Raw genomic sequence first — 24,506 nt, 5'->3', positions numbered from 1 at the left:
GAACAAGGCCAGAGCTTCTATCCAACACGGATTCCAGCGCAACGGTTTAGCTTATACCCCCAAAGCCAAAGCGTCAACTACTTTTTTGGTTGCTCCCCCGCGGGTCTGCTAGGGGGAAGGCTTTTGACCCTCAGCAGTGTTGGGTGCGTCTTTGAGGGGAATATACATGGTGGAATCCTGGTCTAGGATAGCCGCCTCTTGCGGCGTGTCGCTAGCAGCAGGTGCGGCACCTTCACCATCTTCTGCTTCCGGCTGCGGCTTGTCTTGCTTCTTGCCTGTACCGAAGGCACCGAACAGCCCGATGAGCGTCAGCAGGCCACCAAGGCCTGCGATGCCCCAGCAGATATAACGCCAGATATGCCAGTCGGGGAATTGATCAGTTTCTGCAAGCAGCTCTTCGGCCTGCTGCTCATTGAGGCTGCCATTAAATTGCATACCTACTGCTACCCGCTCGCCGGTATTGGTGGCGTAGTAGTCGTCGATATGCTCCTCCAACCCCACAACAAGGCCCGTGGCCTGATCCACGAGGAATTCGCGGGTGCCGGAGTGATAGAGGTAGGCGGTGATTTGCTTATCATCGCGAGGAATCGAGACGGTGTTTTGCACCGCGGCGTAGTTCAAGGCCACGTTTTTGGGCTCAATTCGCTGCACATAGCGATACAGCGTCCTGCCATCACGCTGCTCTTCTTGGCTAAATTCCGCCGGCAGAGCCTCACGCAGCAGCGGATCAAATACCTGGTAGGTGCTTTGCTGCGCATCTGAAGGGAACTTCATCCACACGCCTTCGGCCTGCACTTCGCGCGGGGGATTGCCAAGCTGATCCGTGACCGTCATCGGACCGGTGATCTCACCTGTGACGCGGTCGATGGTTGCCGACCACACACTCGCGGTAATGAGCCTATCCACCTCGTCTTGCATGCTGTCTCGCATATTGGTCACACCGACCTGCAAGGTGGCATGTTCTTCGTCGGCTGCGGGGAAGATCTCGAAGTGGGTTTGGCGCGTCACCGGTGCGGTGACTTCTACATCCTTGCCAATCACCCGACTGTGAGCAGCCTCGTCTCGCAGCGTATAGGTGCTGTGCTTGAGATCCATGGGCAACTGCACGCCCTTATCAAGCAGCACGGGGGCCAGCACACCGACCACGACGAGGAACAGGCCGATGCCGATGGCGAGCGCCGACTGAATGCGAGACTTTGGCAGCATGAGGTCTGATCCTACTATTCGGCCGGGTTGATCTTATTGCGGTACACCAACATAGCGGAGAAATCCTCATCTCCCCTTCCCTGCTCCTGCTGGCCTTCCAGGCTCTCCAGGGCAGCAGCGGTAGCCGGCAGCACGGTATTGGCGCTGCGCAACATCAAGGCCACATCTTTAGCAATGGCATCCACGGTGAAATCACCCGGGCAGGTTTCACGCTCGCCGAGGATAAACGGCGCCTTCATATTCTTAAGAAAGGCCAGACCAGTAGAGTCCAGCATCTCCAGGGCCTCCTCGGCTTCAACACCATTGGAAGCCGCAAGCTGTAATGCCTCCAGCACGCCCTGAGCGCTGACAGCCAGGGCAAGGTTGGCCATAAGTTTGCCGGTTGCAGCCTTGGCCGCGGAGTCCACCACTTTGAGGCGCTCAGGATTGGCAGCGGCCCATGGAGCCACAACTTTGGCCACCAGCTCACGAGCTTGGGCGTCGGCGCCGCCAACGTAGACGCCCAGTTTGCCCTCACGAGCAGGGCCAAGTGAGCCAACCACGGGAGTTGCCACGTAGGCGGGAACGGCCTCTGCAAAATCGACGGTATCTGCTGGGGATACGGTGGTGGCGTCCGCCCAGGGCACCCCATCGGGAATTAGGTTGGCATCGAGCACAACTTCCTTGATCTGCGGCGGGCCGAAAAGGCAGGTCACCACCAGATCAGCACCACTTACTGCCTCTGCGGGAGAGTTGGCGAGGGTCGCGCCGGCGTCGACAAGCTTCTGTGCCTTCGCAGCGGTGCGATTCCACACCGTCACCTCATGATCTTTCAGCAAATGCAGGGCGAGCTCGGTGCCCATGCGTCCAGTTCCTAGCCATGCGATCTTCATGTGCCCCATCATGCCAAAGCAGAAGGCCGATGCGCCGAGATGCTGCACCGCAGCCTCACAGTGATGAGTAGAGGCTGCGGTGTCGCCTGCAGCGTTGGCACTAGTGAGCGTCGGTGGTGGCGTCATGCAACTGGAAGTTGCTGGGCACATCCAAGCCGTGTTCTTCGGCGTGGTGGATCTGCTCGCGCAGCGCGGTCATCCACGGCGGGTTGCCTTCGCGGGAGCGCGCTTCCATGCGCTGCCAGGCATCGGTATGCGCATCTTCCTCGCGCATTTGCGCGGCTTGCTCGCGTGCCTCGGCTTCGAGCTTCTTCGCTTCCTCCGACCAGTCCAGCTCGGCCCAACGGGTGCCGCTGATCATAAAGCGCGTATCTTCTTCACCCACGATCAGCGAGAGCCCAGCCAGCGACTTTCGTGGCGCATCGGGGTTCATCATCTCCAGGATCTTGAATAACGCGGTGGCGATTTGTTGGCGATAACTCGAGCTCATACCGCCATTGGCGAAGATAAAGTCGGTCATCTTTCGCATCTCATCGCCGGTCTTGGGAATGATGCGCTCCTCTGCGCCCATCACGTAGAGGATATAGGCCCAGTACATGGCCACATCGTCCCACTCCTGCCCAGAATGTGGGCGACCGAAGAACTCATCAAGAGCCAGCGGCAAGAGGGCGAACCACCCTTCTCCAGACACCAGGAAGCTGGATCCGATGGGGCGACCGAACTCATTAAAGTGCTCCGGCCCCCAGAGCTTTTCTAGGTAGCGATTTGCCTGAGCATGCGCCAGGCGGACACGGACGGCGGATTTAAAGCCCTCGCTGAAGCGGTCGAATACGCCGTGGAGACCGGTATTGACAAAGAACTCGCTGGTTTCCATCGCACGCTGCAATGGGCGCAGCTCAAACATCTGAGTTTCGCCGGTAGCGGCAGAAGTTCGATCCTCCATGGTGGTGGCCCAGTAGCCAAAGGCGAAGGTGAGAAACTCTGAGGTTTCGGTGGTGTTGTAGTAGGCCACGCGTCCGCGTTCTGCGGCCTCTAAGTCGATCCACTCAGGAATGTGGTCGAGCTGCTCGAAAAGTGCGACGAGTTCTGGCTCGGGGTTTGCTACTTTGTCGATGCCCTCCTCCAAAGCCAGCTCGAAATCGGCACGAGCTTGCTTGGATCCCACACGTTTGAACATCTCGGCCACGGCGGCGCCGAGCTCGTCGGTTTGCCACATGTGGTCGTCGAGCAGGCGAGTTTGTGGAGTGTCGTAGCTCCAGTCATCGCGCACGTGGTGCCATTTATCAAAAAGGTTGTGACGCACGGTGCTCCAGGACGGCCGTTCGGTGCGGCGCCGCGGCGAGGGGCGAAGTGGCATGCCGTCGCGGTAGAAGTAGCGGAAGTCCTCGTAGGGGTTCTCAGACCGGGGAAGGGTTGGCAGCTCGTTGATCGCGTTCATGGTGGTTCCTTACAGGCATTCGGGGCGGTGTAGTTATCGGAAGAAAACAAGCCGGGTGGTGCTTGTGTAGGGAATTCACGGTCCACCGAGTGTGCTCGGTGTCACTTGCCACTATAACGCCGGTCACATAACGCCTCAAGTGGTGCACAATACATCCATCCTGAGCTGTACAAAAAGCACAAGAAACCCGCCACGCCAGCAGGAAAGCATCAAAGAGAAAGAACTGGATCAGGAAAGCCCGATAGCCATTAGCTCAAGGGCAGATCCACAACGAAATCCGAAATATGAGCGAAGTCTTGCTCATGGCAACTCCACACAACACTCGGCAGCCCCTCGTGGAGCACATCAAGGCCACGTTCTCGCAGGTGCTCATGCCACCGCCCCTGAACAAAGCGCTGCATCAATACCGCAAGCTGCTCAATGCCGGAGGTATCAAGGCCCACGGTAGGTTCATCAAGAAAAATCGCGCCAGGCCCACGGACGATGGCACAAGCAAATGCCAATAAGCGTCGCTGAGAGCTCGGCAGATCAAGAGGGTGCAACTGAGCAACCTCCTCTAAACCACACCAAGCAAGTGCCGCCTCGGCATGGGCTTGATCACTACCCAACGACACCTCCCGCAGTGCGCTTGGCTGCGAAAAGGCTTGATCCATCGCCGTTGGCACCCAGCCAATGGTTGGCGCATGCACCTGGCCTTCGTGTGGAATCAGTCCTGCTGCTGCGAGCATGAGCGTGGTTTTGCCACAACCATTGGCACCCCGAAGGTGCGTGATAGCCCCTGCAGGAAAGCGCAGGCTCACAGGCCCTAAGGCAAAGGTAGGTGCAGCACCACGCTCGCCACCGCTGCCAACCCTCCGTCCAACCCTCCGTCCGGCCCGGCGTCCAGCCTTGCGCTCGCCGCGGCGCACAATCATCTGCTCTAAGACGACGTCATTGTCGTGTACTGAGCCGTCCTCGCCTTGCCCCAGCGGCAGGTATGAACCTTGTTGTAGTTGCGGCCGCGGTGGCTGCATCGGGTGCAGCTCACCACCCCGGTATTCAAAGCTTTTGGCATCGTCGGCCAGCACGGTCCAGCGGCGATCGCAGATGCTGATCTCGCCATCGAAGGTGCTCATCACTTGCGCGAGCGTTGCTTGTGCGTCGGTATCGCAGCCATCGAGGGGGCAATCTAGAACCAAGCCGGATGGCTGCACGAGTAGGGCGCTGGCAATGGCCACTCTGCGGGTTTGCCCTGTAGAAAGGCTCGCTGGATCTCGTTGGAGCAGCGATACAAGCCCCCATTGCTCGGCAGCCTCGGCAATGCGCGCAAACATCTCATCGCGCGGAATGGCCAATTGCTCCATGCCAAAGGCCAGCTCTTGTTCAACCGTGGCTCTGAGCAGGCTAATGTGTGCCGCGGCATCATTGCCAACCCACGCCGCCCCCGTGTGTTCTGCCATCTCCCAGGCGTATTGGCTCAAGCCACTGCCAGAGGCACCCCAGATATATCGGCGCGAGTGCTGTTCTTGCTGCTCTTGCATCAGATCACCACCGCAACACAGACCAAGGCAGTAATGAGTACACAAAGCCATCGTAAGACCCGCTCGGCGGTGCGGTCAGCTACTGGGTAGAGCACCGTGCGCGGTCCTGGCCTGGCAATGCCCGTGCGTTGGAGGGGTCTGCTGCGCACCGCGGCGTCGGTGACCATACCCACGATCAGGGGCAAGAGCACGTTATTCCACGAGAACTTGCGCACCTTCATCCCCCGCGAGCGTTGAATCTCTTCGATGGTGCTCAGGCGCTGCTGGGCTAGTTGGGTCATCCGGCTAATGGAGCCCAGGATAAAGACCACCGGCGCGGGCACTTTGGTGCTCATGGCTCGAAGCATCTCGTCTGCGTCGATAAAGCTAAAAAACAGCAGCCCTGAGCCCAGGATCGCGGCGAAGCGAAGGCTGAGCTCTGCCGCCGATTGCCACTGACCGAACAGGCCATACATCAAGCTAAACGAGGCCACCGCCGGCAGCCCGAGTGCTGCGGTGGTAAGAAGCACTGCCTTGCGCCGAGCGAGCAGGCCTACAATGATCACTCCGCCAAGCCCAATGGCAGATGCCACCACATTGTTTAAGGCAGTCAGCAACACCATGGAGCATCCGGCGAAGGTGAGCAGCGTAAAAGGATGCAAACGCACGGCAGGCAGGCGAAGGAGCACTAGGCGGCAGTGGTCTTGGGTGCTACCGCTTTGGGTGCGGCATCCTTGGGGCGAAATTCTCGCATGGTGCGCTTGGGCAGGGCAGCAACAATGAGCAGCACCAGGCTAAAGACGATCACCTTGTCAATGGGATCAGAGCTTAACGACTGCGCATACACCGCAGACATGGGCGAAAGGCCGAGCTGACGGTAGAAGCTGACCAAAAGCCCGGTGCCGGTTCCGGCGGTACCACCAAAGATAAAGGAGGCGATAGGTGCTGCCATGAGTGCAGACAGCAGGCCAACAAATGCGCCCCAGATCGGCACGAGCCAGCGGCGGGTAACCCAGGGAGCCAGACCTGCGAGCAGGCCGATCATGGCGTAGTCCGCGGCGAAGGGCACCACGGTGGGATTGAAGGTTCCCCACACCAGGGCCGAGAGCGCACCGGTAGCCATGCCTGCACGCGGGCCGCAAAGTGCTGCAACCAGTACCGTTCCGATGGAGTCGAGGTAGAGCGGAATGGGCAGCGGGTTGGTGCCCACGATCTGGCCGAGCACGATATTGAGCACCAGAGCCACGGGGATCAGTGCGAGCGCACGGGGGTGAAGCACGGGGATGACGGCAACCAGCGCGACGATAGCTCCGAGGCTAAATCCCAGCAGTGCTACAACCGCTCCGGGGCCTTGGGCCAGGGAGTCCCATTGATCTTCGGGGTGCATGAGCACCAGGATCAGCCAGGTGAGCGCCATGATGGCAAGTGCTACACCGGTGAGGATATAACTGCGACGATTCGAGATTGTAGACATAGATAACCTTTGCGTTGGCTCCGATCATGGGCTTGCAGCCACTGGGCTTTGGTCAGGTTGGCTCTATGTCACCTCGAGCACAACACTTGGGCATTCAACCACGACGGGCTTGTGCTTTCCACACGGGTGCCCCCATGAGCTTTTCGACGCCCCTGCCTGCACTTCCAAGTCCGGATAGCACGCCATTGCTGCCTATTTGCCAAGCAGCGCACACGCCCGGCGTAATTCTTCTTCGACCGCTGCTGCTTCCAGCCTGCTAATGACAGCGACCTCATCGCCTTGCCCACTTTTGAGTGCTCCACGATCGGCGGGATCGAGGGCTAGCTTGCAGGCAGTGGTGGCATACGAGGCGGTGCCGCAGGCAATCATCGCCGCCGCCAGGTCGTGGACTTGGGCAAGATAGCCTTCGCCCATTGCCTGATGAAATTCGAAGTAGAAACGCAATGCCTCGGCTACTACTTTGTGGAGTTCTGCTGGCATGGCTAGGGAGTCCAGCACTTCTGGTGTGATGGTGATCTGCTCGCTGATCTGCAAGCTCAGCAGTGTGGGGTGCAAGCTGAGCAGCGCTTGGGCTGCGTCTGGGTCGGACCAAAAATTCCACTCGGCATGCTCGGTGGTGTTGCCGGGATAGTCCACTGCCCCACCCATGACGGTGATGTGGGAGAACTCGCGGGCAAGCTCTAGGTGTTGGGCAACTGAGGTACCTGGGCCACTCACCAGCAAGCGGCACTGTGGGTAGGTGTTAAGCACCTGCCGCCAAAGCCGTGGAGCATCTTCAAGGATTCCCGGAGCCAGTGGGCTTGGCCGCTGCAAGGCCTGCATCACGCGAGCCTCTGGCACTACTCCTGCCGCAACGCTGAGGTTTTTGGCCTGTTCATTGCCAGGTGCAAACACGTAGCCAAGGCCTGCCGGGCCATGAGTTTCCGGGGTGATCGTCAGCGGCACCCTCAAGGGGCTTTGAGCGCCGAGTGCCACCGGCACATCGTGGCAGTGCAGCAGATTCAGGATGTAGCGGGTGTTATTGGCCGCCATGGTGGCGGTGGTGTTGCCCGCGTTAGCGCTTACCCCGGCAAGGGTGATTTCTTCTGCACGGTGCAGGGCGCATAGGTAGATCAACGCCAGCATGTCGTCGATGCCGGTATCGACATCGGCGAAGATGCTTGGTGGTGTGGTGGCCTTGGTCATGCGTTGATCTTAGAAGGGACAAGGGGATAAAGCGCAAGAAAACATCCCCCACCAGCACCATGCCGGTTGGGGGATGTGAAGTGAATATCCGAAGGGGATATTACTTGAGGGTAACCTTAGCGCCAGCCTCTTCGAGCTTGGTCTTGGCAGCCTCAGCGTCGTCCTTGTTAGCGCCCTCGAGGATAGCCTTAGGAGCGGACTCAACGAGCTCCTTAGCTTCCTTCAGACCCAGGCCGGAAACAATCTCGCGAACAGCCTTGATCACGCCGATCTTCTTGGCGCCGGCGTCCTCGAGCACAACGTCGAACTCGTCCTTCTCTTCAGCGGCAGGAGCGTCGCCACCTGCAGCGCCAGCGGCAGCAACAGCAACCGGAGCAGCAGCGGTAACTTCGAAGACCTCTTCGAATTCCTTCACGAACTCGGAGAGCTCGATCAGGGTCATCTCCTTGAAAGCTTCAATGAGCTCGTCCTTGGTGAGCTTAGCCATGGTGGTATTCCTTTCTTAAGGCGGATGCTCGCCCGCAGGTTCGCATCCAAAGTGTTGTGTGTAAAACGTGTGTTGCCCGCTTGGGGGCAAGGCTTACGCTTCCTTCTTCTCCTGCAGCGCAACTGCGAGGCGCGCAACCTGAGAAGCGGGGGCGTTGAATAGGCCTGCAGCCTTTGCCAAGTTGCCCTTCATGGCGCCAGCCAGCTTTGCGAGGGTGGTCTCGCGGTTGTCCAGCTCGGCGATGGCATCAACCTGAGCAGCGCTCAGTGCGTTGCCGTCCATGTAGCCACCCTTGACTACGAATGCCTTGTTGTCAGAAGCGAACTTCTTCATCGCCTTCGCAGCGTCCACGGCTTCGCCCTTAACAAAGGCAACAGCGGTGGGGCCAACGAGGAGATCATCAAGGCCCTCGATGCCAGCTTCCTTAGCAGCAAGCTTGACCAGGGTGTTCTTGGCGACGGAGTACTGGACATCTGCACCCAGTGCACGACGCAGTTCGGTGGTCTGAGCCACGGACAGGCCGCGGTACTCGGTGAGCACGACGGAGTCAGCCTCTGCAAAGCGGTTCTTCAGCTCAGCGAGGGACTGCTCGTTCTTCGGGTTTGCCATTACTTCGCCTCCTTCCTCATGTACGTATCAATCGTGTTCTGATCCGCCGGGGCTTCTGTTCGCCTAAAAGCGCTAGCGCTTGAGACAAAACAAAAACCCCGTGCAAGAGCACAGGGCACGTAGTTCTCCTTGGAAGGAGTAAAACGCTTCAGTGTCTCCTGCGTGGGCTGATCCAATTGCTTGGATTCCTTCGAGCCAAAACTTGGCTAACCGACGGTCTTCGGTGAAACTTGAGCGGGGACCAAGCGGTCCGTTTCAAACTTCGACTTGCGAGGCTACAGCATCAAAGCTCTACAGCGCAAATTCCGGCTGAAACAGACCTCTTGTTTGGCCATCACGGGGATTATTCTTCAGTATCGCCTGCGATAAACGCTTCCAATTCGGCGCGAGCGGTGTCGTCGCCAAGCTGGGTAGGCGGAGACTTCATCAGATAGGAAGAAGCAGATTCCACCGGCCCACCGATGCCGCGGTCGAGGGCGATTTTTGCAGCGCGGATGGCGTCGATGATGATGCCGGCGGAGTTGGGCGAATCCCACACCTCCAGCTTGTACTCCAGGTTCAGCGGCACATCGCCGAAGGCAGTGCCCTCAAGGCGAACATAGGCCCACTTGCGGTCATCCAACCACTCCACATAGTCGGAAGGGCCGATATGCACGTTGCGGTCTTCGATCTTGCCGGCCAAAGGTCCGGAGTGCAGATTCGAGGTCACCGATTGGGTCTTGGAGATCTTCTTCGACTCCAGGCGCTCGCGTTCGAGCATGTTCTTGAAGTCCATGTTGCCGCCGACGTTGAGCTGCATGGTGCGCTCAAGACGAACGCCGCGATCCTCAAAGAGCTTGGCCAGCACGCGGTGGCTGATCGTGGCGCCCACCTGGCTTTTAATATCGTCACCGACGATCGGCACACCGGCTGCACGGAACTTCTCAGCCCACTCGGGATCAGAGGCGATAAAGACCGGAAGGGCGTTGACAAAGGCGCAGCCTGCATCAATCGCGCACTGGGCGTAGAACTTGTCTGCCTCCTCAGAGCCCACCGGCAGGTAGCTCACCAGCACGTCTACCTCGGCATCCTTGAGCGCTTGAACCACATCTACTGGCTCAGCATCGGATTCCTCGATGGTCTGCTGATAGTAGCGACCCAAGCCATCCAAGGTATGGCCGCGCTGGACCTTCACGCCCATCTCGGGCACATCGCAGATCTTGATGGTGCAGTTCTGGCCGCTTTCGATGGCCTTGGAGACGTCCTTGCCCACTTTGTCTGCATCCACATCGAAGGCTGCCACCACGTTGAGATCGCCTACGTGATAGTCGCCGAATTGGACGTGCATGAGTCCAGGGACTTCCGATGCTGGGTCTGCATCACGGTAGTAATGGATCCCCTGAATCAGGGAGGTTGCACAGTTACCTAGGCCTGCAATAGCCACATTGATTTTTGCCATGCCCACGAGACTAACCCCTCTGCGCTAGCTAAAACATGCAGCTCAAAGGCTTAACCGATTCAGATTTAACACTGAACCGATTAAGTATTCCCCTATTCGGGGGCGAGCTTTTCAGCGCCCCTGTGGCAGCCCGGAAAACCGCACACTGCCCTGGCAGCTCGGGCAAGCTACTCTTCGGGTTTTTGGGGCACGAGCCCTGCATCAACTAAGCGCGCATACCGTTCAGACGGGCTGACCTCAATGCTGCTCCACTTGGCAATCCAGGCCCAGAAGCCGGAGCTGCTTACACCACTGTCGTATTGGACCTCGGGGTTGAGGTAGGGAAAATTATCCTTGCCCACCTGGCATAAGCCGATGGCCAGTCCTGCTCCTTGAGGCGACATGCGGGCTGCAAGATAATCGGCGTGGAACTCCATTTGGCGAGCAACCAGGGCATTGAGCACAGGAACAAAGCGCACGGAGGACACCACCATCGCCCACCAGTGGCTGGTGTGCCCGGCTTTAAGGTGCGCGATTTGGTGGGCCACCATAAACTCCAGCGCTTCGGGCGTGTCGTTTTCCCTGCACCCTGCAAAGAAATCGGAACCGATGCGCACACAAGGCCTGGTGTTGAGCTCTCCCGCGCAAGGGTTGGTTGAGGCGTCGGTGATAAGGAAGGCCGCCGGGAAGCCTCTGAGCTCGACTTCCCGGGAGAAGCGCTGAACTAGCTGGTGAATATCCGGATACTGTTGTGCATCGATGCGCGCATAGGTCAGGCGCGCTTTGGCTTGTTTGAACCTTCGGGCGATCCAGATGATCAGCGGCCCGAAAAATAGCAACATCACCAAGCTCAGCGCGTCATTATCTAAGGGATTGAACACGAGCACGGTCAGGGCAAGGATCATTCCGAAGATGGCAGCGCTTAAGACCGCTGCGCTGATGAGTCTTGCATGTCTGCGGTAGCTTCGGTCCGATGTGCGCATGGTCTAGTCCCTCGTCATGATCTCTAAAAACACAACAATCCCTATGGCGTGGAAAACCAGCCATAGGGATGAGTGTAGAACGTGTGCTAGCTCAATAATGAGCCAGCACGCGCTGAGGGCTTTTAGGCCTCGGTGTAGTTCTTCTGAACGGAAGGATCAACCGGAACGCCAGGGCCGAAGGTGGAGGCCATGGTGACCTTCTTCAGGTAGACACCCTTGGAGGAGGAAGGCTTGATACGCAGCACTTCGTCGATCAGTGCGCCGTAGTTCTCAGCCAATGCCTTGGCGTCGAAGGAGGACTTACCAATGATGGCGTGCAGGTTGGAAGCCTTGTCCACGCGGAAGGAGATCTTGCCGCCCTTGACGTCGGCGATAGCCTTTGCCACGTCGGTGGTCACGGTGCCGGTCTTGGGGTTCGGCATCAGGCCACGGGGGCCGAGGACGCGAGCCACACGGCCAACCTTGGCCATCTGGTCGGGGGTTGCGATAGCAACGTCGAAGTCGATGGTGCCAGCGGTGATCTGCTCGATCAGCTCGGTGGTGCCCACGATGTCGGCGCCAGCTTCTTGAGCCTGGGTTGCCTTCTCGCCTTCGGCGAATACGGCCACGCGCACGGTCTTACCGGTGCCGTTGGGCAAGGAGACGGTGCCGCGCACAAGCTGGTCAGCCTTGCGGGGGTCAACGCCGAGGCGCAGTGCAACCTCAACGGTGGCGTCGGTGTTCTTGGAGGAGGTTTCCTTCACCAGCTCTGCAGCAGCCATGGGGCTGTACACGCGGCTCTTGTCTACCTTCTCTGCGTTGGCCTTGTATGCCTTAGAACGCTTGCTCATGTTGAAAATCCTTCTGTGGTTCTTATTCGGATTGTGTGGTGCGGGCCGAAGCTGGCCCTGCCACGGTGAGGGTCATGCTGCGAAAAGGTGCAGCACTGAGTCCCTTGCTTATTCCTTGACCTCGATGCCCATGGAGCGTGCGGTGCCCATGATGATCTTGGCTGCGGTGTCAACGTCGTATGCGTTGAGGTCTTCAAGCTTGGTCTGAGCGATTTCCTTGACCTGGTCGAGGGTCACGGTGCCCACCTTCTGGGTGTGGGGAACGCCGGAGCCCTTCTTGATGCCAGCGGCCTTCATCAGCAGCTTGGCAGCCGGAGGGGTCTTCAGCTTGAAGTCGAAGGAGCGGTCTTCGTAGACGGTGATCTCTACAGGCACAACGTTGCCGCGCTGGTTTTCCGTTGCAGCGTTATAAGCCTTGCAGAATTCCATGATGTTCACGCCGTGAGCACCAAGGGCAGGACCAACCGGGGGAGCCGGGTTTGCCTGGCCTGCTTCGATCTGCAGCTTGATCAGGCCGGAGACCTTCTTCTTCTTAGGAGCCATGGAGACTTCTACCAACTTTCCGTGTTAACGCCGATGCGCCTTTTTGGCTTTTCGACGTCCGGATGCCAGAGACATGAAACGAGGCGATACAGCGTGCCTGTGCTTCATTCATCCAGCCACCGGGGATGTATATGTTCTTATTCGCGCATGCCTCAAACACACGCGATCAACCAGAATACACTCAAACCCCGGCTGCAACCAAAGCAGCCGGGGTTTGTCCTAGTGCAATCAGGGCGATAAAAGGCCTAGGTGATCTTTTCTACCTGATCAAAGCCGAGCTCCACAGGAGTTTCGCGGCCGAAGATCGACACGAGCGCTTGAAGCTTGCCGTTTTCGGCGTCGATCTCGGAGATGGTGGCCGATACCGATGCCAGGGCGCCGGTGAGGATGGTGACGGCCTCGCCAACCTGGTAGTCCACCTGGACTGGAGCCTTGGTGGCTTCGGTGGGCATTGCCACGACCTGCTCGCCGTCTTCGGTCGCAGCACCCTTGTCGGTGCCGGGGGCAGATTCCTGCGGCATGAGGAACTTGGCTACGTCGCGGTGCTTGACGGGAGTGGCGTTGCCTTCGTTGCCCACGAAGCTGGTCACACCAGGGGTATCGCGTACCACGGACCAGGCGCGGTCGTTGATGTCCATGCGCACCAGCACATAGCCGGGCAGCAGCTTGCGCTTGACAATCTTGCGCTTACCGTCGCGGATCTCCACGGCCTGCTCCACGGGCACAACGACCTCGAAGATGGAATCTTCCACCTCAAGGGTCTGGGCACGCATGTCCAGGTTGGTCTTCACCTTGTTCTCATAACCGGAGTAGCACTGAATGATGTACCACTTGCCGGGCTGCTTTTTCAGCTCACGGGTGAACTTACGCAGGCGAGCCTTGTACTCGGCATCGGCGTCGAGTTCCTCGGAGTCTTCAGCGATGGCAGCCTCGTAGTCGGCTTCCTGCACCGTTTGCTCTTCAACCTCAACCTCGTTGGAGGTTTCGGACTGCTGCTCTTGTTCTTGCTCGGCGCTTAGTGATGCTTCGACGGCTTCGCCGAAAGCATCAGCAAAGGAGCCTTTGTGCTCATCGCTCATACTGTGTTCCATCCTCTTGAAGGTGTGTCGTACTTCCTGCCAGCGTGGTGGCCGTGCTGCTTTTAAGCCTAGCCCGCTCACTGACATAAAGTATCCCGCCTCACCAGTGCTTTCGGTGAGGCGGGATCTTCTTTTTTAGTGGGTGCCAGTATAACTACCGGGTCAGCACCTTTTCAACTCCCAAGCCGGCGACGAAGTCCACGCCTGCTACAAGAGCCGTCATCAAAATCAGGAAAGCAAACACGATGATGGTGTAGTTGACCATCTGCTTGGTGGTAGGCCAAATCACCTTGCGCATTTCCTTGCCCACCTCAGGCAGGAACTGCACGACGGAACCGCCGGGGCGATCATCATGCTCGCGCTTGGCTACCTTCTTGGCCTCCGCTTGGGAAGCATCAACGGTGCTCGTTCCGGCGAGTTGGCGCTTGCCGGTGGGCCGGGCTGCCGAGGTAGGTTGCCGTTGTTCTTCGCTCACTGCATTCCCTTAATCATGTTGCCTATCGGGACCTTTTGGCGCACCGCCAGGTGCACCACGTTCAGATTGGCAACTATAGCACGCTGATGGTGGTGCCAATAGAACGCAAGAACACCCGGTACCTCAAGGCAACCGGGTGTTCTATTTTTTCTCTTGCAGGGGCGACAGGACTCGAACCTGCAACCTTCGGTTTTGGAGACCGATGCTCTACCAATTGAGCCACGCCCCTTTGGTAGCGATGGCGAGAATTGAACTCGCGACACAGCGATTATGAGTCGCTTGCTCTACCACTGAGCTACACCGCCACGATCTTCCAACTAGGTTACCCTAGATAAAAGAACAGAGCCCCCTGACAGAATCGAACTGTCGACCTTTTCCTTACCATGGAAACGCTCTGCCGACTGAGCTAAGGGGGCGCTAGCCTCATTGAATTGTGCCGGTATTTTCCGACCCGCTCCTGTTGAAGCCTGATAAAGATTAACCCGAAGCGTTGAAAGAACACAAATCTGCACTACAGCCTAGCTTTTCAGCGCCCCAACGCTCCCGTTTTCAACGCCCCTGATCGGCACGGCCGCGCTAGAAGCCAGCACGCCCTCGATCGATGTCCCGCTGGAAGTCCAGCGCCGCCTGACGCGCCTCGGGATCATGCTCTTCTGAACGCTTAGCAACCTTGCGCTGCATCATGCGGGCTGAATCGCCATGACGGGAGAGACGCCAGTCGCCGCAAGTATTGCGCTCATCGATCCCGAAGCCGAAAGAATTTTCCGCTTCATAGCCCCTCTAATGTGTCGTAGGTCACCTCATTATAGGCTTGATCTAACTATTGTCATGGGTTTTTGGGAAACGCGAAGGAGCCCGTCACTTTCGTGACGGGCTCCTTATATTGCTGTGCCAGGTAGAAGATTCGAACTTCTGTAGGCAATGCCGACGGATTTACAGTCCGCTCCCTTTGGCCGCTCGGGCAACCTGGCGTGCGTTGAACACTCTACACTGCCCATCCCATAACTTTGCAAATTCGCACTACAGGGGGCACTAACCCACGCGCGCTACGGTAAAGCGAGCCAGGTTGCGCAGTGCATCCGTGGTGGCACATGCAGGCAGTGCCTCGAGGTGCTGCTCGGCTTCATTGAGGTACGCGGAGACGTCGTCAAGCGCCTTTTGCCGCCCCTGCGACTTCGCCAGCAGGCCCAGCACATGCTCCACCGTGGCATCGTCATGGATGGGGCCGGTGAGGATGCCGCGCAGCTCTTCGCCCACCGGGGTGTCCTCCTGCAGCGCGTAGAGCACGGGAAGGGTAAATACGCCTTCGCGCAGGTCCGTGCCGGGGGTCTTGCCGGACTGGGTGGTGTCAGAGAAGATGTCGATGAAGTCGTCCACGATCTGGAAGACCATGCCGATGGCGTAACCATAACCCTGCAAGGCCTTGATGTGCTCCTGGCTTGCCCCGGAGTGCAGGCCACCTAAGAAGCCAGCAGAGGCGATCAGCACGCCGGTTTTTTCGCGGATCACGTTCATGTAGTGCTCCACCGGATCCCCGTCGCCAGCGCCGATGGTCTCGCGCATCTGGCCGGTAACCAGATCCCCGAAGGTCTCGGCAAAGTGCGCCACCGTTTCCACACCCAGCTCACTCATGATGCGCGAGGTGTGCGCCAACAGGATGTCGCCAGCCAAGATGGCCACCGAGTTATTCCAACGGGCATTGGCACTGGGCACGCCACGGCGCTTATCGGCCTCATCCATCACATCATCGTGATAGAGGGTGGCCAGGTGCGTCATCTCTACAATCGCGGCGGCCTTGATCACGCGATCATTCATCGGCTCGCTGCCGTATTGGGAGGCCAGCAGCGCGAACATGGGGCGGAAGCGCTTGCCGCCTGCCTTGGTCAGGTGCAGCACCTTCTCGGAAACAAAGGCCTCGCCTTTCGATAGCTCCTCGATCAGCAGCGTTTCTACGCGCTCCATGCCATCGGCTACGGCCTTGTTTAGGGTGTCGTCGCCAAGATCGACGTGTGCCGCCGCCACTGGCTGCGATCCTTCGGCGCCGTTGCTCATTTCCACACTGCCTTACATTGAGGTCGAGGGCTCGGCGCCGAGGGGCTCAAAGCGTCGTGCCACGTGAAGCATGTTCCAACTAACCCCTTTACCGTAGTCGAAACGCCCACATACACACACCCCGGGGTGCACGGCCAGCAGTTGAACTGCCACAATAACCCCTGTGACTCCTAAGCAATTAAGCCCAGAGCTGCTCGTGATCGGTGCAGGACCAGCCGGATCCGCCGCTGCTTGGCACGCCGCGCAACAAGGCCTCGACGTGCTGATCGTTGATCAAGCACAATTCCCCCGCGATAAAACCTGCGGCGATGGCCTCACCCCTCGCGCGATTCACCAGCTTGAGTTGATGGGCATCGACGTCACCTCCCACTACCATTCCAAGGGCCTGAAACTGCACGGCTTCGGCGGTTCCGTTGAAGCACCCTGGCCCGACTCCCCCTTCGGCACCCTCGGCTCGGCCATGCCCCGCACCGAGTTGGATCAAACCCTGCTGGATCACGCCGTGGCGCAGGACAGCGTTCGTTTCCTTGGCGGCGCAGGCGCTACGGAAGTAACAGTCGATGGGTCGATCAAGCAGGTGTGTTTGAGCGACGGCACCCAGATCCATCCGCGTTTTGTCATCGTGGCCGATGGGGTGCGTTCCACCTTTGGCAAACAGCTCGGCCGCACCTGGCATAAAGGCGAAGTGTTTGGCATTGCCGCGCGCTCCTACTGCGATACGCCCTTCGGGGATGAACCCTGGATCCATTCGCACCTTGAGCTTCGCGACGCCAACCGCACCATTCAGCCAGGCTATGGGTGGATCTTCCCGCTTGGCAATGGCCGCGCGAACGTCGGTTGCGGCGCACTTTCTACCGATAAGCGCCCAGCGAAGGTGAATACCAAAAAGCTGCTGCATCTCTATGCCGATCAGCAACGCGAAGCCTGGGAGTTTGCTAAGCCCCAGCACGTCACCTCCGCGCTGCTGCCCATGGGTGGCGCAGTATCTGGCGTGGCAGGACCGAACTGGATGCTCATTGGTGATTCAGCCGCCTGCGTGAACCCGCTCAACGGCGAGGGCATCGACTATGGACTAGAAACTGCCCGCATGGCAGTAGAGCTCCTGAGCCAAGGCGAAGATTTCAGCGATACGTGGCCTGCTGCCTTGCGTGAACACTATGGTGAAGCCTTTTTGTTGGCACGCACCTTGGCTCGCGCTTTGACCTACCCGCAATTCTTGCCACTTACAGGCCCATTCGCGCTGCGCAAACCGCTGGGGAAGTACATCATGCCCACGGCCGCCCGCTTGATGGGCAACCTCGTGGTAGAGCAAGACCGCGACCTGGTGGCTCGTTGTTGGCGCGCGGCCTCAGGGATGAGCATCCGTTTGCGCGGCGATAGGGTGCTGTGGGGATAAACGCAGGCAATAGGGCACACAAACGCAACGGCGCTTTCTAGAGTTAAAGGCATGCAACAATCAAAACTCGTCGTCGTTGGTCTGGGTCATGTTGGTTCTTATGTGTTGAGCTATGCCATGGACTCAGGCCTGTACTCAGAAATTGTCACCATCGATATTGAGCCGAAGGTCGCGCTCGGTGAGGCAGTAGACCAAGCGCAATCCACCGGCGTGATGGGCACTACGCACACCTATTGCCACGCAGGCGATTACAGCGACTGCAAAGATGCAGACATCATCATCGTGGCCGCCGGCGCCTCCATCGTGCCCGACCCCAACGATCCCGAGCGTATGCCCGATCGCTCCGAACTGGCAGGGCTCAGCGGCGTGGTGGTGCGCGATGTGATGAGCAATATCGTCCAACACACCAAGGATGCGGTGATCATCTTCATCACCAACCCACTGGATGCCGTGGTGCATGTGGCCGTGACCGAATTCGACTACCCCACCCACAAGATCTTCGGCACCGGCACCATGCTCGATTCCGCGCGCCTGCGCTACGCCATCGGCCAAGAGCTCGGCATCGACCCCAAATCCGTTACCGGCTACATGATCGGCGAGCACGGCTCCACTGCCCTGCCGGCACTCTCCCAAGTCAATGTCTTTGGCCTTGGCTGGGAAGAACTCGGCCACTGGCGCGGCAGCGCGCTGCCAAGCGCACCAGAAATGCAAGAACGCGTGATCCGCTCCGCCTACGACGTGCTGCTGAACAAAGGCTGGACCAATGCCGGTGTGGCACGCTCTGCCAACGCACTGGCCAAGTGTCTGCTCATCGGCGAACGCTCCGTGCACCCCATCTGCACGCTGATCGCCGACGGCATCTACGACTTGCCCGAAGTCTCACTCTCCCTGCCCACCTTCATCGAACCCGAGGGTTGGGTAAAACGCCTCCAACCGCAGCTCAACGACTGGGAAATTGAGCAACTGCATCACTCGGCCAAGTTCATCCTCGACACCGTGGAGAACACCAAGCAGTAGCAGGCTGGGGGCAGTTCCGCGGGTCGTGCAACAACCTGCTAAAACTCCTCAATCATGATCTTGCCCATGCCCATGAGCTTTTCATAGGCATTGGGCTTAGCCATGAGTTCGCCCATGTTGTCTGGCACGATTTCCCAGCTCACGCCGAATTCATCGCGGAGCCAGCCGCAACGCTCGGCCTCAGGCACAGCGCTGAGGCCATCGAAGTAGTGGTCGATTTCTTCCTGGCCGTGGGCATTCACCAACAGCGCCACGCCACCATCGAAGCTCAACGTTTGTTCCACGGCTGAGTCCATCGCGCCGATGGTTTCACCGAGCAGTTCGAAGGTGGCAAACACCACCGATTCGGGCTCAATCACCCCGTTGGCATCCTGGCCAATCTCGCCGTAGGTCACCTTTTGGGTCACGTGGCCGCTAAAAAGCTTGGTATAACGCTCGATGGCCTCGCCGGCGCGATTCTGGGCATCGCCACAGAACATGAGGCTGGGGTAGATGGCGGGGAGGTCGGTGGGTTCGGTGTGGCTGAACAACTGCCAGCTCACACCAAACTTGTCCTGCACCCAGGCGTAATGCTCATTGAAGTCATAAGAGTCCAAGGGCATGAGGGCAAAGCCACCATCTGAGAGGTGCTCATAGAGCTTGGTGGTGGCCTCGACGCTGGGGTTGCTCACCATCAAAGAGATCGAGGGGTTGGGGGTGAAGGTGTCATCAGCGTTGATGAGCATGATGTGAAAGCCGCGCAGGGAAAGCTCGATCAATAGCGTTTGCCCGGCCATGGGCTGCTGGAAATCCAGCAGGCCTTCTGCTGGGTAGCGCTGGTGCTCAACAACGTGGGCATCTTCGAAGGCTGCCAGATAAAACTCGGCCATTTCATCGGCATTGCCGTTGCACCAAATATTCGGGACGATTTTCTGCATGCCCCGAGGCTACCTGGCAATACTAGGCAGGCTTGATGGCAGAGTGCATGGCCACGATGCCGAAGGTGAGGTTTTGCCAGCCGCAATCCGACCAACCATTGGCGTTGATCTCGCGCGCCAAGGCCTCTTGTTCTGGCCATGCACGGATGGAATCGGCCAAGTACTCGTAGGCATCGGGGTTGGAAGATACAAGGCGAGCCACCGGCGGTAAGAGGCGCATCAGGTATTCCTTGTACACGGTGCCAAATACCGGCACCACCGGCTTGGAAAACTCCGCCACCGTCAGCCTGCCACCGGGTTTGGTCACGCGCGCCATTTCGCGCAGCCCGGCGCGGAAATCGTGGATATTGCGCAGGCCGTAGGAAATGGTCACGGCATCGAAGGTGGCATCGGCAAAGGGCAGTTGCATGCCATCGCCGCACACTTTAGGCACGTCGCGTTCGGCACCTGCTGCGAGCATGCCTTGGGAAAAGTCGCAGGCAATCACGGTGGCCCCGGACTTGGCTAGCTCCTCGGTGGACACTGCGGTGCCGGCGGCAAGGTCGAGCACGAGCTCGCCGGGGCGCAGATCTAGGCGCTCGCGGGTGCGTTTGCGCCAGTGCCGATCCTGACCAAAACTCAAGATGGTGTTGGTGAGGTCGTATTTTTTGCCCACCGCGTCAAACATTTTTGCCACGTCGCTGGGTTGTTTGTCCAAAGATGCCTTAGCCACGCTGTGTAAGTGTAGTCAACGCCGCTTCTACCTTTGGGCGCTAAGCCACAAAACAGGCACGCACCTGGGCGTAGTGCTCAAATAATGCTTGGCACACGGCGTCCCAGGTTCGCGGCTCTACCTTCGCCCGTGCCGCTTTGCTCATAGCGTCGTGTTGCTTTGCTAGTCGACGCACCGCGCCAGGCAATTCCTGCTCAAATGATGCAACAGGCAGCAATTCCCCAACGCTTGGGTCGATGAGGTCAATCGGGCCACCGGCGCGCGGGGCGATGGTTGGCACACCGCTGGCGTGGGCTTCTTGAATGGTTTGGCAGAAGGTTTCAAATTCCCCGGTGTGCACAAAGATATCCAGGTTCGCCATCTCCTGGGCGAGCTCTTCGCCATACCGTGCACCGAGGAACTCAGCATTGGGCATCGCTCTTTGCAGCGCGCCGCGTTCTGGCCCATCACCAATAATCACCAGCTCAAAGGCTGGGTCTTGATCCAGGCAGGCCAGGCGATGCACGCTTTTTTCTGCCGCGAGCCTGCCCACGTAGCCCACCCTGATTGGTTGGTCTTGTGCCTTCTGGCGGCGGCGCTTCTTGGGGTGAAAAAGCGCTACGTCTACTCCCCTGCCCCAGCGCTGAATATCGTGCACACCTGCGCGACGCAGTTCCTGCTCGGCCACGCTGCTGGGGGCCAGTGTGAGGCTGCAGGCATTGTGCAAGGTGGCAATCCAGCGCCAAGAGGCTTGGTAGAGCCAGCTCAGGCGATAGCGAAGTGAAAAACCTGCAATATCTGTTTGGAATACCGCCACGCAGGGAACATCGAGGTGCTTTGCAGCCCAGGCACCAGCGCCGCCAAGCACGAAGGGGCTTGCCAGGTGCACGACGTCTGGTTGGAATTCACGTAAGGCAGAAAGCACCTTTGGGCTCGGAGCGCCTACCGGCAGGGAGTTAATTCTTGGTACACGGATCTGCGGTACTCGAATGATGGGTGTGGTGCCTACGTTGCTGATGTCATGGGCGCTACCCGGCGCGATCACGATGCATTCGTGCCCGTGGCGCGAGGCGTAGTCGAGGATGCGCAACACTGAGTTGCTTACTCCATTGACGTAGGGCAAAAAGGACTCGGCGATGATCGCCACGCGCATACGCTTACCTCACGGTGGTGCGAATAGTGGGAGCCTTTGCGGCTTGCGTAGCAGGCCACCTGCTCACCAGCCACCATAACCCGGCTGCTATGGCACTCGCGACCGCTAGCGTGCTCAAGGCGGGAATCAGCGAAAGCGTCCACTTTCTTCCCTCAACCTTGGCTAGGTCGTAGTTGTCTTTCGCGTAGGTCACCCACACTCGCTGCCCTTCGCCTAAGTCGCTGGGATAGAGCAACCCCGTTTTCGGCGAATGTAAGCGCCCATCATCGCCTTGGTATTCCACCGATGTACGCAAGGTTCCCACATCAACCACCGTGGCCAGGGCACGCCCGGGGTTGTTATTGATGGTGCGATCGTTGAATGCAGGACCAATCACCATGGAGGCACAACCGAGCACAGCAAAGATGTATAACACCAGCACTAATTGGTGAGCGCGGCGTCGAATAGCTGGGGTGATGCCTGGTCGGTGCAGCGGGCTCACATGCTCACCCGCGCCTGAAGGCTTGCATGGATATCGCGGCGGGTAGCGCGTGTGGTTTTGGCCTCGATCACCCGGAAACCGCCATACTCAGTGCTATCAATCAACGCCACGATGAGATCTTGCAGCGAATCTACCTGCTGATACTCCACCTCATAGCCCTGGCACAGCGCCTCGAGGTCGGCGTGATGGGGAGTGCCGAAAGCACGCTCGAAGCGCTCCCGATACTGCGGGGCGCCAACCTCTAAGGTCTCGAAAATGCCGCAGCCATCATCATTTGCCACCACGATGGTGAGGTTTTCTGGGCGCGGCTGTTCACCGCTAAGCAGGCCGCCAATGTCGTGCAAGAAGGTCACATCACCCATCAACGCCACGGTGCGTGGCGGGCGAAGCTCCGTCGGGTGTGCCTGCTGTAAGGCAAGGGCAATGCCGATGGCTTGGGAAACGCTGCCATCAATGCCTGCAGCCCCGCGGGCGGCGAAGGTATCCACACCTGCGAAGGGCAGACCCACAAATGCAGCATCACGCACCGGATTGGAGGAGCCGAGGAAGAGCGTGTCCCCGGTGCCGAGGGTGTCTGCTACTGCTGCGGCTACATGCAATCCGCTCAAGCCGTGGTCTTCGGCCAAAGTATCGCGCACTGCTTCTGCCCCGAGTTCTGCAGCGGCCTGGGCAATATTGAGCCATTCCTTGGTTGGCGCACCGCTAGCTTTCACCCGGGAGCCCACGGCCTTGGCGCGTTGGGCTGGATCGGTGATGGTGTTGCTTCGGCTCAGCACATACAGATCGATGGCGGGATCAGATAGCAGCGCCATCACTTCGCGATGCAAGGTGGGATGGCCCACCACAATGATCTGCTCGGGCTTGGTGTTTACTACATAGCCTTCTGCGGATACCTGCTGCTTGCTAAACACCCCGGCAGCCAGTGGATGCACCGGGTGAAAAGGCGCGGGCGCGCTGGGTTCTGCGATGGTGGGGACATCTTCTAAGCCTTCGACCTCCCAGGCCTCATCACCTGCGATAACCAATGTGGGCTTTCTAAGATCAATGGCTATTTCGCCGTGATCTTTCAACAGGCTCTGGTTGCTTCCCCGCTGGGGCTGATCAGCCTGCGAAGGTACTTCGAGCAGCGAATCCTCCACCAGTGGGGTATCGCATTGCACGTTGAGGTGCACCGCATGCGCAGTAAATGCTTGGTCGAGCTGCTCCAAGTGGGCAGCTTCTGAGATATTCACCGTGGGCGCGACATTAAAGATGCCGTCTTGCACGATGGTTTGATTCGCGCCGGTGCCATGCAAACGCGCCGGACGATCGGCAGAGATCATCACCAAAGGCGTATGGGAATAGGCGGCTTCCACCATCGCCGGGGCGCAATTAGCCACCGCAGTACCCGAGGTGGTGATGATGGCAACGTGGCGGCCTTGCACCCGTGCCATGCCTAAGGCCAAGAAGGAGGCGGATCGTTCATCAATGCGGGTGTGCACGCGAAGATCGTTGCGCGCTAATACCGCAAGTGAAAGCGCGGAGTTCCGCGAACCAGGGCAAATCACTACGTCGCTGACAAAGCGGGCGAGTTCGGCGGCAAAAAGGCGTGCAAGCTCTGGCGAGGAGGTCATGGTTTAGCAGTCTAGTGCCTCATTTGGCAGGTACTCCCATGCCTGCGCCAAACGCTTCAACCAGGCATCTTTGCGCGCCCCACTTGCTTGAAGTGCTTCTAAGCGCTCTGGCTCAGGTGCCAACATTTCGGCCTTGAGCCGGCCATCGACCAATTCACGGCTGGCGGTGACATCTTCAAGGAACAGCCGCTGGGTGCCAAGGCCTGCGGCCGCAGGTGGCACATCGAATTCCTCATCATCGCTATGCCGCGGCAAGGCGGCTACGGCCGCAAGGCCTGCATTGATACCCACGCCGGTATCAAGTGCACTAGCGACGGTGATGTCGAGGCCTTGGGCGCGCATAAACTTCGCTACCTCCAACACCTTGCGCACCCCGCCGATCGGCGCGGGCTTTACCACGGCCACATCCGCTGCTTTGGCGCGCGCTACCTCATAGGGATCTTCTGCCCTTCGGATTGATTCATCGGCCGCGACCCTGACAAAGATGCCACTGCGCACCAGGCGATCGCGCAGTTGGGCAAGTTCGGCCACCGTGGCGCAGGGTTGTTCCATATAGTCCAAAGGGCCAAGCTGCTTGGCGGCCGCTAAGGCCTCATCGACGCTCCAGCCACGATTGGCATCCACACGAATTTTGGCCAAAGGCCAAAGATCACGCACAGCCTGCACGCGGGCTACATCTTGGGCAAGGCTTTGCCCAGGCTCTGCCACTTTCACTTTCACGGTGCTACAGCCTTCAAAGCGCTCAAGGATTCCTGCCACGTCTTCGGGTTGTACCGCAGGCACGGTGGCGTTGATATCGACCCACTCGCGCTGCAAAGGCGGAGGCCCTTGATAGGCCATTTCTAAGCCACTGGCTAACCAGTGGGCGGCCTCTGGTGCTGCATAATCTTCAAATGGGCAGAATTCGCCCCAACCAGCAGGTCCTTGGATCAGCAGCGCCTCGCGGGTTTGAATCCCGCGGAATTGCACTCGCATTGGTAGCGCCACCACATAGCTGCGTTCGAGGACGTCTTCTAAAGCAATCGCCATACCTGCAGAGTCTAAACACCGCCTGGGTTTCCCACATGCGCGCACTCAGGCTCCACCACC

General features: G+C 58.9%; 24 protein-coding genes and 4 tRNA genes. 2 read left to right on the top strand and 26 right to left on the bottom strand.

Annotated features, from left to right (window positions below):
- Positions 1-108 precede the first annotated feature (108 nt).
- The 20 genes from pgfA to IEU99_RS04670 form a co-directional block, all read right to left on the bottom strand.
- On the bottom strand, positions 109-1,206 hold the full coding sequence (gene pgfA / locus IEU99_RS04765) for a cell envelope lipid trafficking protein PgfA (RefSeq protein WP_128890519.1): 1,098 nt from the start codon (positions 1,204-1,206) through the stop codon (positions 109-111).
- A 14-nt stretch (positions 1,207-1,220) separates the two neighbouring features.
- Positions 1,221-2,078: an NAD(P)-dependent oxidoreductase gene (locus tag IEU99_RS04760; RefSeq protein ID WP_128890879.1), complete on the bottom strand. Its 858-nt coding sequence runs from the start codon at positions 2,076-2,078 to the stop codon at positions 1,221-1,223.
- Between the two features lie 100 nt (positions 2,079-2,178).
- Entirely contained in the window at positions 2,179-3,516 is a 1,338-nt protein-coding gene (locus tag IEU99_RS04755) for an oxygenase MpaB family protein (RefSeq protein ID WP_128890520.1), read from the bottom strand.
- 248 nt (positions 3,517-3,764) lie between these two features.
- Positions 3,765-5,036, bottom strand: coding sequence for an ATP-binding cassette domain-containing protein (locus IEU99_RS04750; protein ID WP_128890521.1), 1,272 nt, complete (start codon positions 5,034-5,036; stop codon positions 3,765-3,767).
- Positions 5,036-5,704 (bottom strand): energy-coupling factor transporter transmembrane component T, encoded by a 669-nt coding sequence (locus IEU99_RS04745; RefSeq protein ID WP_128890522.1) that lies wholly within the window; start codon positions 5,702-5,704, stop codon positions 5,036-5,038. Before IEU99_RS04745 ends, IEU99_RS04750 begins: the two co-directional genes overlap by 1 nt.
- Positions 5,704-6,489 (bottom strand): ECF transporter S component, encoded by a 786-nt coding sequence (locus tag IEU99_RS04740; RefSeq protein ID WP_128890523.1) that lies wholly within the window; start codon positions 6,487-6,489, stop codon positions 5,704-5,706. Before IEU99_RS04740 ends, IEU99_RS04745 begins: the two co-directional genes overlap by 1 nt.
- A 192-nt stretch (positions 6,490-6,681) precedes the next feature.
- The gene (locus IEU99_RS04735) at positions 6,682-7,674 is read right to left on the bottom strand and encodes a nucleoside hydrolase (RefSeq protein WP_128890524.1); all 993 of its coding nucleotides are present in this window, start codon (positions 7,672-7,674) and stop codon (positions 6,682-6,684) included.
- Positions 7,675-7,774: 100 nt separating this feature from the next.
- Positions 7,775-8,161, bottom strand: a complete 387-nt coding sequence (gene rplL / locus IEU99_RS04730) for a 50S ribosomal protein L7/L12 (RefSeq protein WP_123960947.1) — start codon at positions 8,159-8,161, stop codon at positions 7,775-7,777.
- A gap of 93 nt (positions 8,162-8,254) precedes the next feature.
- Positions 8,255-8,770: a 50S ribosomal protein L10 gene (rplJ, locus tag IEU99_RS04725; RefSeq protein WP_128890525.1), complete on the bottom strand. Its 516-nt coding sequence runs from the start codon at positions 8,768-8,770 to the stop codon at positions 8,255-8,257.
- A 343-nt stretch (positions 8,771-9,113) separates the two neighbouring features.
- Entirely contained in the window at positions 9,114-10,208 is a 1,095-nt protein-coding gene (locus tag IEU99_RS04720) for an inositol-3-phosphate synthase (protein WP_128890526.1), read from the bottom strand.
- A gap of 167 nt (positions 10,209-10,375) precedes the next feature.
- Entirely contained in the window at positions 10,376-11,170 is a 795-nt protein-coding gene (locus IEU99_RS04715; protein ID WP_128890527.1) for a M48 family metalloprotease, read from the bottom strand.
- A gap of 122 nt (positions 11,171-11,292) precedes the next feature.
- Positions 11,293-12,000 (bottom strand): 50S ribosomal protein L1, encoded by a 708-nt coding sequence (gene rplA, locus IEU99_RS04710; RefSeq protein WP_128890528.1) that lies wholly within the window; start codon positions 11,998-12,000, stop codon positions 11,293-11,295.
- 108 nt (positions 12,001-12,108) lie between these two features.
- On the bottom strand, positions 12,109-12,543 hold the full coding sequence (gene rplK, locus IEU99_RS04705) for a 50S ribosomal protein L11 (RefSeq protein ID WP_123960952.1): 435 nt from the start codon (positions 12,541-12,543) through the stop codon (positions 12,109-12,111).
- A 245-nt stretch (positions 12,544-12,788) separates the two neighbouring features.
- Positions 12,789-13,622, bottom strand: a complete 834-nt coding sequence (nusG, locus tag IEU99_RS04700) for a transcription termination/antitermination protein NusG (RefSeq protein WP_128890529.1) — start codon at positions 13,620-13,622, stop codon at positions 12,789-12,791.
- A gap of 154 nt (positions 13,623-13,776) precedes the next feature.
- Positions 13,777-14,097: a preprotein translocase subunit SecE gene (gene secE, locus IEU99_RS04695; protein WP_128890530.1), complete on the bottom strand. Its 321-nt coding sequence runs from the start codon at positions 14,095-14,097 to the stop codon at positions 13,777-13,779.
- Positions 14,098-14,253: 156 nt separating this feature from the next.
- Positions 14,254-14,326: transfer RNA gene (locus IEU99_RS04690), tRNA-Trp, on the bottom strand.
- A gap of 1 nt (position 14,327) precedes the next feature.
- Positions 14,328-14,402 (bottom strand) — tRNA-Met (locus tag IEU99_RS04685).
- Between the two features lie 38 nt (positions 14,403-14,440).
- Positions 14,441-14,513, bottom strand: a tRNA-Thr gene (locus IEU99_RS04680).
- A 473-nt stretch (positions 14,514-14,986) separates the two neighbouring features.
- Positions 14,987-15,068, bottom strand: a tRNA-Tyr gene (locus tag IEU99_RS04675).
- A gap of 61 nt (positions 15,069-15,129) precedes the next feature.
- Positions 15,130-16,149: a polyprenyl synthetase family protein gene (locus IEU99_RS04670; RefSeq protein WP_123960955.1), complete on the bottom strand. Its 1,020-nt coding sequence runs from the start codon at positions 16,147-16,149 to the stop codon at positions 15,130-15,132.
- 154 nt (positions 16,150-16,303) lie between these two features.
- On the opposite strand from IEU99_RS04670, the gene IEU99_RS04665 reads away from it, so the two are divergent.
- Together IEU99_RS04665 and IEU99_RS04660 are read left to right on the top strand one after the other, a co-directional pair.
- Complete coding sequence (locus IEU99_RS04665) at positions 16,304-17,545, top strand: geranylgeranyl reductase family protein (RefSeq protein WP_371869476.1); 1,242 nt, start codon at positions 16,304-16,306, stop codon at positions 17,543-17,545.
- A gap of 51 nt (positions 17,546-17,596) precedes the next feature.
- On the top strand, positions 17,597-18,562 hold the full coding sequence (locus IEU99_RS04660) for a lactate/malate family dehydrogenase (protein ID WP_128890532.1): 966 nt from the start codon (positions 17,597-17,599) through the stop codon (positions 18,560-18,562).
- A gap of 38 nt (positions 18,563-18,600) precedes the next feature.
- On the opposite strand, the gene IEU99_RS04655 is transcribed toward IEU99_RS04660, so the two are convergent.
- Genes IEU99_RS04655 through IEU99_RS04630 form a run of 6 tightly spaced genes read right to left on the bottom strand, consistent with a single transcriptional unit; the run spans position 18,601 to position 24,446 of the window.
- Positions 18,601-19,479, bottom strand: a complete 879-nt coding sequence (locus IEU99_RS04655; protein WP_128890533.1) for a VOC family protein — start codon at positions 19,477-19,479, stop codon at positions 18,601-18,603.
- A 22-nt stretch (positions 19,480-19,501) separates the two neighbouring features.
- Entirely contained in the window at positions 19,502-20,191 is a 690-nt protein-coding gene (locus IEU99_RS04650; RefSeq protein WP_128890534.1) for a demethylmenaquinone methyltransferase, read from the bottom strand.
- 40 nt (positions 20,192-20,231) lie between these two features.
- Complete coding sequence (locus IEU99_RS04645) at positions 20,232-21,323, bottom strand: glycosyltransferase family 4 protein (protein ID WP_128890535.1); 1,092 nt, start codon at positions 21,321-21,323, stop codon at positions 20,232-20,234.
- A gap of 4 nt (positions 21,324-21,327) precedes the next feature.
- Positions 21,328-21,768 carry a hypothetical protein gene (locus tag IEU99_RS04640; protein WP_128890880.1) on the bottom strand — a complete coding sequence of 147 codons (441 nt, stop codon included), beginning with the start codon at positions 21,766-21,768 and terminating at the stop codon, positions 21,328-21,330.
- A 32-nt stretch (positions 21,769-21,800) separates the two neighbouring features.
- Positions 21,801-23,417, bottom strand: a complete 1,617-nt coding sequence (menD, locus tag IEU99_RS04635) for a 2-succinyl-5-enolpyruvyl-6-hydroxy-3-cyclohexene-1-carboxylic-acid synthase (RefSeq protein ID WP_128890536.1) — start codon at positions 23,415-23,417, stop codon at positions 21,801-21,803.
- A gap of 3 nt (positions 23,418-23,420) precedes the next feature.
- Positions 23,421-24,446: an o-succinylbenzoate synthase gene (locus IEU99_RS04630; RefSeq protein WP_128890537.1), complete on the bottom strand. Its 1,026-nt coding sequence runs from the start codon at positions 24,444-24,446 to the stop codon at positions 23,421-23,423.
- Between the last annotated feature and the right edge of the window lie 60 nt (positions 24,447-24,506).

It is taken from the genome of Corynebacterium pelargi (assembly GCF_014635485.1).
Taxonomy (GTDB): Bacteria; Actinomycetota; Actinomycetes; order Mycobacteriales; family Mycobacteriaceae; genus Corynebacterium; species Corynebacterium pelargi.
Note: the sequence above shows the minus strand (reverse complement) of the source record. Positions and strands in the feature narration are given on the sequence as shown.

Excerpts from the sequence above, each read along its gene's own strand:
- pgfA (WP_128890519.1), bottom strand. The coding sequence starts at position 1,206 with ATGCTGCCAAAGTCTCGCATTCAGTCGGCGCTCGCCATCGGCATCGGC.
- IEU99_RS04760 (WP_128890879.1), bottom strand. The coding sequence starts at position 2,078 with ATGAAGATCGCATGGCTAGGAACTGGACGCATGGGCACCGAGCTCGCC.
- IEU99_RS04755 (WP_128890520.1), bottom strand. The coding sequence starts at position 3,516 with ATGAACGCGATCAACGAGCTGCCAACCCTTCCCCGGTCTGAGAACCCC.
- IEU99_RS04750 (WP_128890521.1), bottom strand. The coding sequence starts at position 5,036 with ATGCAAGAGCAGCAAGAACAGCACTCGCGCCGATATATCTGGGGTGCC.
- IEU99_RS04740 (WP_128890523.1), bottom strand. The coding sequence starts at position 6,489 with ATGTCTACAATCTCGAATCGTCGCAGTTATATCCTCACCGGTGTAGCA.
- IEU99_RS04735 (WP_128890524.1), bottom strand. The coding sequence starts at position 7,674 with ATGACCAAGGCCACCACACCACCAAGCATCTTCGCCGATGTCGATACC.
- rplL (WP_123960947.1), bottom strand. The coding sequence starts at position 8,161 with ATGGCTAAGCTCACCAAGGACGAGCTCATTGAAGCTTTCAAGGAGATG.
- rplJ (WP_128890525.1), bottom strand. The coding sequence starts at position 8,770 with ATGGCAAACCCGAAGAACGAGCAGTCCCTCGCTGAGCTGAAGAACCGC.
- IEU99_RS04720 (WP_128890526.1), bottom strand. The coding sequence starts at position 10,208 with ATGGCAAAAATCAATGTGGCTATTGCAGGCCTAGGTAACTGTGCAACC.
- IEU99_RS04715 (WP_128890527.1), bottom strand. The coding sequence starts at position 11,170 with ATGCGCACATCGGACCGAAGCTACCGCAGACATGCAAGACTCATCAGC.
- rplA (WP_128890528.1), bottom strand. The coding sequence starts at position 12,000 with ATGAGCAAGCGTTCTAAGGCATACAAGGCCAACGCAGAGAAGGTAGAC.
- rplK (WP_123960952.1), bottom strand. The coding sequence starts at position 12,543 with ATGGCTCCTAAGAAGAAGAAGGTCTCCGGCCTGATCAAGCTGCAGATC.
- nusG (WP_128890529.1), bottom strand. The coding sequence starts at position 13,622 with ATGAGCGATGAGCACAAAGGCTCCTTTGCTGATGCTTTCGGCGAAGCC.
- IEU99_RS04670 (WP_123960955.1), bottom strand. The coding sequence starts at position 16,149 with ATGAGCAACGGCGCCGAAGGATCGCAGCCAGTGGCGGCGGCACACGTC.
- IEU99_RS04660 (WP_128890532.1), top strand. The coding sequence starts at position 17,597 with ATGCAACAATCAAAACTCGTCGTCGTTGGTCTGGGTCATGTTGGTTCT.
- IEU99_RS04655 (WP_128890533.1), bottom strand. The coding sequence starts at position 19,479 with ATGCAGAAAATCGTCCCGAATATTTGGTGCAACGGCAATGCCGATGAA.
- IEU99_RS04645 (WP_128890535.1), bottom strand. The coding sequence starts at position 21,323 with ATGCGCGTGGCGATCATCGCCGAGTCCTTTTTGCCCTACGTCAATGGA.
- menD (WP_128890536.1), bottom strand. The coding sequence starts at position 23,417 with ATGACCTCCTCGCCAGAGCTTGCACGCCTTTTTGCCGCCGAACTCGCC.
- IEU99_RS04630 (WP_128890537.1), bottom strand. The coding sequence starts at position 24,446 with ATGGCGATTGCTTTAGAAGACGTCCTCGAACGCAGCTATGTGGTGGCG.